This is a genomic window from Tateyamaria sp. (genome assembly GCF_059783535.1).
This window is the reverse complement of sequence record NZ_JBYNDP010000146.1, coordinates 1-8,628: the sequence shown is the minus strand read 5'-3', so window position 1 is coordinate 8,628 and position 8,628 is coordinate 1. Positions and strand designations below refer to the sequence as shown.

Sequence of the window (8,628 nt, the reverse complement as noted above, 5' to 3'; positions counted from 1 at the left end):
TCAGCTTCTTGCCCTTCAGCGGGTTCACTTCCAGATCGTTGTCGCGGCTGTGTTCACCAATGATCATGCCTGTATAGACGTCGGCCTGTGCCCCGATGAACATGCGGCCGCGCTCTTCCAGGTTCCAGAGGGCGAAGGCGACAGACTGGCCGTTTTCCATCGAAATCAGGACACCCGCGCGCCGTCCCGGGATCGGACCCTTGTGTGGGGCCCATTCGTGGAACACCCGGTTCAGCACGCCTGTGCCACGCGTGTCCGTCAGAAATTCGCCGTGATAACCAATCAAGCCACGCGACGGCACATGGGCGACGATGCGGGTTTTGCCAGCCCCGGCCGGTTTCATCTCGACCAAGTTGCCTTTGCGCGCGCCGGTCAGCTTTTCAATAACGGCGCCTGAGTATTCGTCATCCACGTCAATTGTGGCTTCTTCGATAGGTTCATGCCGAACGCCGTCGATCTCCTGGAACAGAACCTGCGGGCGCGAAATGCTCAGCTCGAACCCTTCACGGCGCATGTTTTCGATCAGAACACCCATCTGCAATTCGCCGCGGCCCGCCACTTCGAAGGCGTCGCCGCCCGGGGTGTCGGTGATCTTGATGGCGACATTCGATTCCGCCTCTTTCATCAGGCGGTCGCGGATCACACGGGATTGCACTTTCTTGCCGTCTCGACCGGCAAGGGGCGAGTCGTTGATGCCAAAGGTGACAGTGATGGTTGGTGGATCGATTGGTTGCGCGGGCAGGGCCTCGGACACCGAGGTGGCCACGATGCTGTCTGCCACGGTTGCCTTGGACATACCCGCAAGCGTCACGATATCGCCTGCTTCCGCCATATCAATGGGCTGCTGCCCAAGCCCGCGGAAGGCAAGGATCTTGGTGCAGCGGAAGTTCTCGATCAACGTTCCATCGCGGCTCAGGGCCTTGACGGTCTCACCCCCTTTCAGGGTGCCGGATTCAACACGACCCGTCAGGATGCGGCCAATGAATGGGTCCGATCCAAGCGTTGTTGCCAACATGCGGAACGGTTGGTCCTTGGCCGCCAGCTGTGCCGGAGCCGGGACGTGATCCACGATCAGATCAAACAGGGCCGACAGGTCCTTGCGCGGGCCGTCCAGTTCCATATCCGCCCAGCCCGACCGGCCCGAGGCGTACATGGCCGGGAAGTCCAGCTGATCGTCATCCGCGCCTAGGTTTGCAAAGAGATCAAAGCATTCGTCCAGCGCGCGGTCCGGCTCGCCATCCGGTTTGTCCACCTTGTTCAGCACGACGATGGGGCGCAGGCCCAGCGCAAGTGCCTTGGAGGTCACGAACTTGGTTTGCGGCATCGGGCCTTCGGCTGCGTCCACCAGCAGCACAACACCGTCGACCATCGACAGGATGCGCTCAACCTCGCCACCGAAATCGGCGTGACCGGGCGTGTCCACGATATTGATGCGCGTGCCTTTCCACTCAACAGATGTTGCCTTGGCCAGAATGGTGATCCCGCGTTCGCGCTCCAGGTCGTTGCTGTCCATGGCCCGTTCAGTGGTGGCCTGGTTGTCGCGGAACGTACCGGACTGTTTCAGCAATTCGTCCACCAGCGTGGTCTTGCCGTGGTCGACGTGGGCGATGATGGCGATGTTGCGCAGATCCATATCTGTCCTCAAGTAGCGAAGCGGTAGGACGTCGGTGTCCTCAAGTAGCGAAGCGGTAGGACATAAATGTCCGATGCTGGCGGCACGGTCTTGAGTGACAGCGCGCCCGTTGCCCGGCCCATATAGCGCCGCAATGCAGAATGAAAGGGTCAAAGGGTCCTAGTGTGTCGCCGTGGATGAGAAGAGTTGAATCACCACAATCCCCGTGATGATCAACCCCAATCCAAGGATGGCCGCCAGATCGAGGACTTGCCCAAACACCGCAAAGCCAATCAAGGCGATCAGGACGATCCCCAAACCCGACCAAAGGGCATAAGCGATGCCGACCGGAATGTATTTCAGCGCGATGCCCAGAAAGTAAAACGCGACGCCATAGGCCAGAACGACCAGCAGCGTTGGCCCCATCCGCGTGAACTGGTTGCTGGCCTGAAGCGCAGTGGTGCCGATCGTCTCGGCAGCGACGGCCAGAACGAGGTAAACATAATGAAGGGGCATTGGCGTGTCTTTCAGATGGGCAGGGCTGTGCTGTCCTTGATCTCTTCCATAACGAAACTGGCCGACACGTCTGCGATAGGCACGTGATGGATCAGCTGTTGGTACAGGTCATCATAACCCGCCATGTCTGATACCCGTGCCCGGATCAAATAGTCCAGATCACCGGTCATCCTGTACACGCTCAGAATGCCGGGAATTGTCTGGACAGCCCTGTTGAACCGTTGTTGCCAGTCAGGGTCGTGGCTTTGTGTGCGGATCTGCATGAACACCATCAGGCTCAGACCAACGGCGGTCGGATCCAGCAAAGCCACCCGGCCCTTGACCGCGCCACTGTCTTCCAGCGCGCGGACGCGTCGCCAGCATGCGTTCCGGCTGAGGCCAACCCGGTCCCCAAGCGTCTCCAGTGAAACGCCTGCGTCCTGCTGCAACTCGCGCAAGATTCGCATGTCTATGTCATCAAATGTCTTCATCACCCCTATGTCGGTGGGAGCATGTCACAGAACAAGGGGCGGTTAGGGGCCAATTTGGGAAAAAATGACCCCGAGGTCAGCATAGGATGACGGAAATCAATTCAGGAGTTTCAGATGCTGACCCGTATGTTTCTGTCCCACCCCCGCAGTGTAGATGAAAGCTATGCGCAACATGCTGTTTTTGCGGGTGGATTTGCTGTTCGGTTGTTCCTGGCCGGTGGCGCGGCACTGATCCACGCGGTGATCCCGTGTCTGTTTGAAAGAACAGCAAGCAACATGATTGCCGGCATGTACGCCAAAACCCACAATCGCGGTCGTTGATCCATGTGCAGGTGGGCCGCTTACACAGGGGCACCGCTGTTCCTGTCGGACATGATAGCGGAGCCGGAGCATTCGCTCGTCAACCAATCCCTGTCGGCCGAGGAGTGTAAGACGGCAGTCAATGCAGATGGGTTTGGTCTGGCGTGGTACGCGCACAGACCTGAACCGGGGCTGTTTCGTGATGTGTATCCGGCTTGGTCGGACCCAAATCTGCAATCCATAGCCCGTCAGGTGAAATCCGGGACGTTTCTAGTGCATGTGCGCGCGTCGACAGAGACCGCAACCAGTCGCAATAATTGCCATCCATTTGCTGTTGGACGCTGGTCTTTCATGCACAACGGTCAGGTCGGCGGCTTTGGCGGGTTCCGCAAAAAAGCGGATATGCTGATCACGGACGCATTGTATGAACACCGCAAAGGGGCCACGGATTCCGAAACCTTGTTCCTTTTGGCGGTGGGTGCAGGGCTGGACCGAAATCCGCGGCGTGCATTGGAACACGCAGTGCACCAACTCGAAACCCTCTCAAAGCGCCACGGCAGCAGCCCGCATATGCGCCTTTCCGTTGCGTTCTCCGATGGTGAAACGCTCTATGCTGCGCGCTACGCGTCGGACGACAAAGCGCCGTCGCTCTATTATCGATGGAAAGAAAATTGGCAGGGGTGGGCCATTGTGTCCGAGCCCTTCGATGCCGATCACGAAGGATGGACCGCGGTGGCACCGGGAACCTTCTGCAGTTTCGGCCCCGATGGTGTGTCCACGAGCCATTTTGCACCGCGTCGTTGGGACGACCCCGCCACGCGCAGGGCAGGGCCGCCTCGTCATCAAAAGGTCGCTTAGCCGGCAAGCGCCTTGTTCAGGTTCTCGTCAATCTTCTCGAGGAAGCCCATGGTGGTCAGCCACCCCTGATCGGGACCAACAAGCAGCGCCAGGTCCTTGGTCATGTGACCGGACTCAACTGTGTCCACAATCACCTTCTCCAAGGTCTCCGCAAAACGCTTGAGCTGTGCGTTGTCATCGAGCTTCGCCCGGTGCTTTAGCCCGCCCGTCCATGCATAGATGGATGCGATTGAGTTGGTGGACGTCTGCTCGCCCGCCTGATGCTGGCGGTAGTGACGTGTAACGGTGCCGTGCGCGGCCTCGGCTTCAACGATCTTGCCGTCGGGTGTCATCAATTGGCTGGTCATCATGCCAAGTGAGCCAAAGCCCTGCGCCACCACGTCTGACTGCACGTCGCCATCATAGTTTTTGCAGGCCCAGACAAAGCCGCCATTCCACTTGATGGCACAGGCCACCATGTCGTCGATCAGGCGGTGTTCGTACCAGATTTTCTTGGCTTCGAACTGCTCCTTGAACTCGGCGTCATAGACCTCTTGGAAGATCTCGAGGAACCGCCCGTCATATTGCTTGAGGATCGTGTTCTTGGTCGACAGATAGACCGGCCAGCCCAGGTTGAGGCCATAGTTGAACGACGCGCGCGCAAAGTCGTAGATCGACTTGTCGATATTATACATCGACATGAACACGCCTGCGCTGTCGGCCTTGTAGACTTCGTGCTCAATCTCCGTCCCGTCTTCGCCCACGAATTTCATGGTCAGGGTGCCTGCGCCCGGAAACTTCATGTCGGTGGCCTTGTATTGGTCGCCGAAGGCATGGCGCCCCACCACAATGGGCTGGGTCCAGCCGGGGACAAGACGGGGCACGTTGCGGCAGATGATCGGCTGGCGGAAAATCACCCCGCCCAGGATATTGCGGATCGTGCCGTTGGGGCTGCGCCACATCTTTTTCAGCCCAAACTCCTCGACACGCGCTTCGTCCGGGGTGATGGTTGCGCATTTGACGGCGACGCCGACTTCCTTGGTCTTTTCGGCCGCATCGATGGTGATCTGGTCTTCGGTCCGGTCGCGTTCCTCGATCCCCAGATCGTAGTAGAGCAGGTCGATGTCCAAATAGGGTTCGATCAGCTTCTTCTTGATGAAGTCCCACATGATGCGGGTCATCTCGTCCCCATCCATTTCGACAATGGGGTTTTCTACCTTGATCTTGGTCATGGATGGGTCCTTTGCGGCACTGTCAGTCGTGCATAGCGCTTAGCGGGTCAGAACCGATTTGGAAAGACTGTATGCAACGGTATACAGAAATTATCTTGGCTTAGAGAGCGTCAAAGAACGCACTGATGCGTTTGCTGGCATAGTCCCAAAGCCCCGGCGCGCCACGCTCGATTTTTGTTCCAACGCGCGCGGCTATGGTTTCCTCGGTCACATTGTAATCCGTCCAGCTGCCACCGCCCGAGGCGAGGTTCAGCATCGGGGGCTGGAACCGGTCTAAAGCTTTCGCAAATTGTGCCGTTGCTGTTTCGGCGGCTTCGAACTCTTCCCAGATCGGGCGCAGCGTTTGTGCAATGTCGAGGGGCAGCAGACCGAAAATACGATCAGCAGCGGCCTGTTCCTGTGCTGCGACAGCGGCGGCATCCACATCCTCGAAGATCGGATTGTCGCCTGCATCAATCTCGACCAGATCGTGCAGGATCAACATCTTGATGACGCGGTTGATGTCGACGTCCGGGCCAGCCTGATCCGCCAGAACCAGCGCATAAAGCGTCAGGTGCCAGGAGTGTTCCGCACTGTTTTCCGCTCGGCTGCCGTCAGCGAGGGTCGTTGCGCGAAGGATGGACTTGAGCTTGTCGGCCTCGTTGAGAAAGGCGATTTGCTGGTCCAGCCGCGTCACTCAGATGCCTGTTCCGCGCGATGCGCCTTGAGTTTCTGGGCCAGGAAGCGGCGCCCAGCATCGTTGGCCATCCGGGTACGGATCGCGGTCAGGAATGCTTCTTCAAGCGTCTGGGACGATGCGCCCAGCACATCGCCCACTTCCATGAACAAGCGGTCGTTGCCCAGTTCGTTCTGCACAGCAAGGCATTCCTCGGCCAGTTTGTTGGCCATCTCGGTGACGGCGGGATCCGCCATCAGCGCGTGGTCTCGGTCAGGCGTCGTTTCACATAGTCGGTCGTGTTGCCGATCAGAGTGTCCAGATGCGGCTCTTCAAAGAAGTGGCCGGCCCCTTCGACCTGCGTGTGCGTAATGGTGATGCCCTTTTGCTCGTGCAGTTTGGACACCAGCGCCTCGGTATCTGCGGGCGGCGCCACCCGGTCGGATGTGCCGTTGATGATCAGCCCAGAGGACGGGCAGGGCGCCAGGAACGAAAAGTCGTACATGTTGGCAGGGGGCGATACAGATATGAAGCCGGTGATCTCAGGCCGCCGCATCAATAGCTGCATGCCGATCCACGCGCCAAATGAAAAGCCTGCCACCCAGCAGTGCTTGGAATTGTTGTTCATCGACTGCAGGTAGTCGAGGGCCGAGGCCGCATCACTCAGCTCGCCAATGCCCTGATCATATTCGCCCTGACTGCGCCCGACACCACGGAAGTTGAAGCGCAGAACGGTGAACCCCATGTTGAAAAAGGCATAGTGCAGCGCGTGCACCACCTTGTGATTCATCGTGCCGCCAAACTGCGGGTGAGGATGCAAAACGATGGCTATCGGCGCATCACGTTCTTTTTGGGGGTGGTAGCGGCCTTCGAGGCGGCCTTCGGGTCCGGGAAAAATGACCTCGGGCATATGGTGTTCTGTCCTCGCGCGTCTTTTTTAGGTTCCGATTTCTTGACGAATTTGATCGGGCACCTTAGAACGGTTCTAACTTTTTCGACAGGTCATTCATCCTGCAGTGGGCAACGATGTATGACCTTGTGTCGGTGACGTCAATTGGGGGTTTTGCCATGAAACTGTCGACCAAGGGACGCTATGCGATGGTGGCGCTGGCTGACATCGCCATGCAGCCCGGCGACCAACTTGTCAGCCTGGGCGATATCTCAACCCGGCAGGACATCTCGTTGCCTTATCTTGAGCAGTTATTCGTCAAGCTGAGGCGCGCCGAACTGGTGTCGTCCGTGCGTGGGCCCGGCGGGGGCTACAAACTCGCGCGGTCCGCCTCTGACATCCGCGTGGCTGATATTCTGGCGGCCGTCGATGAAAAGGTGGATGCGATGCACAAGGGGGCCGGGGCCTCTGGCGCGGCGTCCGGGTCCAAGGCGCAGTCACTGACCAACCGTTTGTGGGAAGGATTGAGTGCGCATGTCTACGTCTTCTTGCATCAGACGCGGTTGTCGGACGTGATCGGGAACGAACTGGCCCCGTGTCCCGCGGTGCCCAACCTCTTTGCGGTGGTCGATGATGGTTGACGTCAACTGGGGGCCAGCCCCCAGACCTCCGCGGTATTTTTGGTCAGAAGAAACATGAGCCGGGTCTACCTGGATCATAACGCGACGACCCCGATGCGGCCTGAGGCGCGCGAGGCGATGCTGCGCGCCATGGATGCGGTGGGCAATCCATCATCGGTGCACGCCGAGGGGCGCGCAGCCAAGGCGATTGTTGAAAAGGCGCGCGGGCAGATTTCAGAAGCGCTTGGCGCGTCGGGCGCCGACATCGTCTTTACTGCCAGCGCGACCGAGGCTGCGGCCCTTGCCTGTGCGGGGCGTTCTTTGCACGGGTCCGCGGTTGAACATGATGCGGTCGGCGCATGGATTGATCCGGTTTTGACCGCAGATGCCAACGGGCGCGTTCGGGTGGAAACGCCTGCGGCGTCTTGCTTGCAGCTGGCCAATTCCGAAACAGGTTTTGTTCAGGACATCCCAAGGGAGCTGGCCCTGAGCGATCTGACGCAGGGCTTTGGTAAGTTGCCCTTTGGCTTTGATTGGCTGGGGATCGAGATGGGACTGATCTCGGCTCACAAACTGGGCGGGCCGAAGGGTGTGGGTGCTTTGGTCTTGCAGCAGGGGCTGGATGTGCAGGCGCAGGTCCGTGGCGGTGGTCAGGAGATGGGCCGCCGCTCGGGGACTGAAAACGTCATCGGTATTGCCGGTTTCGGCGCTGCAGCCGAAGCTGCACAGCGTGACGTGGCGAGCGGAAAATGGGACCGGATCGAGAAACTTAGAAATATTCTAGAAAACGCTCTTGCTGCCGCGTCAAAGACAACTATTTTTGTCGGGAAAGAGGCGCAACGCCTGCCCAACACCTCCTGTTTCATCACGCCCGGCTGGAAGGGCGAAACACAGGTGATGCAGATGGATTTGGCGGGTTTTGCCATCTCGGCGGGGTCTGCCTGTTCCAGTGGCAAGGTCAAGGCCAGCCGGGTGCTGAAGGCGATGGGATATTCGGAGCTTGAGGCGGCATCTGCGGTGCGGGTGTCGCTGGGGCTTGAGACGACGGAAGAGGACGTTTTGCGCTTTGCCGATACATGGGCGCAAAAACTGAAGAAACACGAGGCGCGGGCGGCGTAAACCGCTCAGATGCGAGAGGATGTCTGACATGGAAAATGTAGTGGTCAAGGAAGGTGTCGATCAGGAAACGGTGGATGCTGTTGCCGAGGTTGGCGGCGCGTATAAATACGGTTGGGAAACCGACATCGAGATGGAGTACGCGCCAAAAGGCCTAACACCAGACATCGTCAAACTCATCTCGGAAAAGAACGAAGAGCCGGAGTGGATGACCGAATGGCGCCTGCAAGCCTATGAGCGCTGGCTGCAGATGAAGGAACCAGACTGGGCCATGGTCGACTACCCTGAGATCGACTTTCAGGACCAGTACTACTACGCCCGTCCCAAATCGATGGAGGTCAAGCCCAAGTCGCTGGACGAGGTCGATCCCAAGCTGCTGGC

At 58.8% G+C, this 8,628-nt stretch carries 11 protein-coding genes and 1 pseudogene; 5 read left to right on the top strand and 7 right to left on the bottom strand.

Annotated features, from left to right (window positions below; all coding sequences use genetic code 11):
- The 3 genes from typA to AC6RA8_RS19225 all read right to left on the bottom strand — a co-directional run.
- A partial coding sequence (gene typA, locus AC6RA8_RS19235; protein ID WP_500354953.1) for a translational GTPase TypA occupies positions 1–1,633 on the bottom strand: 1,633 nt, incomplete at its 3' end.
- A gap of 159 nt (positions 1,634–1,792) precedes the next feature.
- Entirely contained in the window at positions 1,793–2,128 is a 336-nt protein-coding gene (locus tag AC6RA8_RS19230; protein WP_500354952.1) for a DMT family transporter, read from the bottom strand.
- Positions 2,129–2,139: 11 nt separating this feature from the next.
- Positions 2,140–2,598 (bottom strand): Lrp/AsnC family transcriptional regulator, encoded by a 459-nt coding sequence (locus AC6RA8_RS19225; protein WP_500354951.1) that lies wholly within the window; start codon positions 2,596–2,598, stop codon positions 2,140–2,142.
- A 114-nt stretch (positions 2,599–2,712) separates the two neighbouring features.
- Here AC6RA8_RS19225 and AC6RA8_RS19220 point away from each other — a divergent pair, with 114 nt between their 5' ends.
- Both AC6RA8_RS19220 and AC6RA8_RS19215 read left to right on the top strand, forming a co-directional pair.
- On the top strand, positions 2,713–2,919 hold the full coding sequence (locus AC6RA8_RS19220; protein WP_500354949.1) for a DUF6356 family protein: 207 nt from the start codon (positions 2,713–2,715) through the stop codon (positions 2,917–2,919).
- A gap of 3 nt (positions 2,920–2,922) precedes the next feature.
- On the top strand, positions 2,923–3,756 hold the full coding sequence (locus AC6RA8_RS19215; RefSeq protein WP_500354947.1) for a class II glutamine amidotransferase: 834 nt from the start codon (positions 2,923–2,925) through the stop codon (positions 3,754–3,756).
- Here the strand turns inward: AC6RA8_RS19215 and AC6RA8_RS19210 are convergent.
- The 4 genes from AC6RA8_RS19210 to AC6RA8_RS19195 all read right to left on the bottom strand — a co-directional run bounded on the left by AC6RA8_RS19210 (position 3,753) and on the right by AC6RA8_RS19195 (position 6,532).
- Positions 3,753–4,967, bottom strand: coding sequence for an NADP-dependent isocitrate dehydrogenase (locus AC6RA8_RS19210; RefSeq protein WP_500354945.1), 1,215 nt, complete (start codon positions 4,965–4,967; stop codon positions 3,753–3,755). The genes AC6RA8_RS19215 and AC6RA8_RS19210 overlap by 4 nt on opposite strands.
- A gap of 100 nt (positions 4,968–5,067) precedes the next feature.
- On the bottom strand, positions 5,068–5,643 hold the full coding sequence (locus tag AC6RA8_RS19205; RefSeq protein WP_500354943.1) for an HD domain-containing protein: 576 nt from the start codon (positions 5,641–5,643) through the stop codon (positions 5,068–5,070).
- Positions 5,640–5,879, bottom strand: a complete 240-nt coding sequence (locus AC6RA8_RS19200; RefSeq protein WP_500354941.1) for a hypothetical protein — start codon at positions 5,877–5,879, stop codon at positions 5,640–5,642. The genes AC6RA8_RS19205 and AC6RA8_RS19200 overlap by 4 nt, the downstream gene beginning before the upstream one ends.
- A complete protein-coding gene (locus AC6RA8_RS19195) occupies positions 5,879–6,532 on the bottom strand; it encodes an alpha/beta hydrolase (protein ID WP_500354939.1) in 654 nt (217 codons plus the stop codon). Before AC6RA8_RS19195 ends, AC6RA8_RS19200 begins: the two co-directional genes overlap by 1 nt.
- 158 nt (positions 6,533–6,690) lie before the next feature.
- On the opposite strand from AC6RA8_RS19195, the gene iscR reads away from it, so the two are divergent.
- The 3 genes and pseudogenes from iscR to AC6RA8_RS19180 form a co-directional block, all read left to right on the top strand.
- Positions 6,691–7,152, top strand: coding sequence for a Fe-S cluster assembly transcriptional regulator IscR (gene iscR, locus AC6RA8_RS19190; protein ID WP_500354937.1), 462 nt, complete (start codon positions 6,691–6,693; stop codon positions 7,150–7,152).
- A 54-nt stretch (positions 7,153–7,206) separates the two neighbouring features.
- Entirely contained in the window at positions 7,207–8,250 is a 1,044-nt protein-coding gene (locus AC6RA8_RS19185; protein WP_500354936.1) for a cysteine desulfurase family protein, read from the top strand.
- A gap of 28 nt (positions 8,251–8,278) precedes the next feature.
- Positions 8,279–8,628 (top strand): annotated as a pseudogene (locus tag AC6RA8_RS19180) (Fe-S cluster assembly protein SufB); the annotation flags it as partial.

Bases quoted from the DNA above. Each gene is read 5' to 3' on its own strand.
- iscR (WP_500354937.1), top strand. From the start codon at position 6,691: ATGAAACTGTCGACCAAGGGACGCTATGCGATGGTGGCGCTGGCTGAC.
- AC6RA8_RS19225 (WP_500354951.1), bottom strand. From the start codon at position 2,598: ATGAAGACATTTGATGACATAGACATGCGAATCTTGCGCGAGTTGCAG.
- AC6RA8_RS19200 (WP_500354941.1), bottom strand. From the start codon at position 5,879: ATGGCGGATCCCGCCGTCACCGAGATGGCCAACAAACTGGCCGAGGAA.
- AC6RA8_RS19185 (WP_500354936.1), top strand. From the start codon at position 7,207: ATGAGCCGGGTCTACCTGGATCATAACGCGACGACCCCGATGCGGCCT.
- AC6RA8_RS19210 (WP_500354945.1), bottom strand. From the start codon at position 4,967: ATGACCAAGATCAAGGTAGAAAACCCCATTGTCGAAATGGATGGGGAC.
- AC6RA8_RS19195 (WP_500354939.1), bottom strand. From the start codon at position 6,532: ATGCCCGAGGTCATTTTTCCCGGACCCGAAGGCCGCCTCGAAGGCCGC.
- AC6RA8_RS19230 (WP_500354952.1), bottom strand. From the start codon at position 2,128: ATGCCCCTTCATTATGTTTACCTCGTTCTGGCCGTCGCTGCCGAGACG.
- AC6RA8_RS19215 (WP_500354947.1), top strand. From the start codon at position 2,923: ATGTGCAGGTGGGCCGCTTACACAGGGGCACCGCTGTTCCTGTCGGAC.
- AC6RA8_RS19220 (WP_500354949.1), top strand. From the start codon at position 2,713: ATGCTGACCCGTATGTTTCTGTCCCACCCCCGCAGTGTAGATGAAAGC.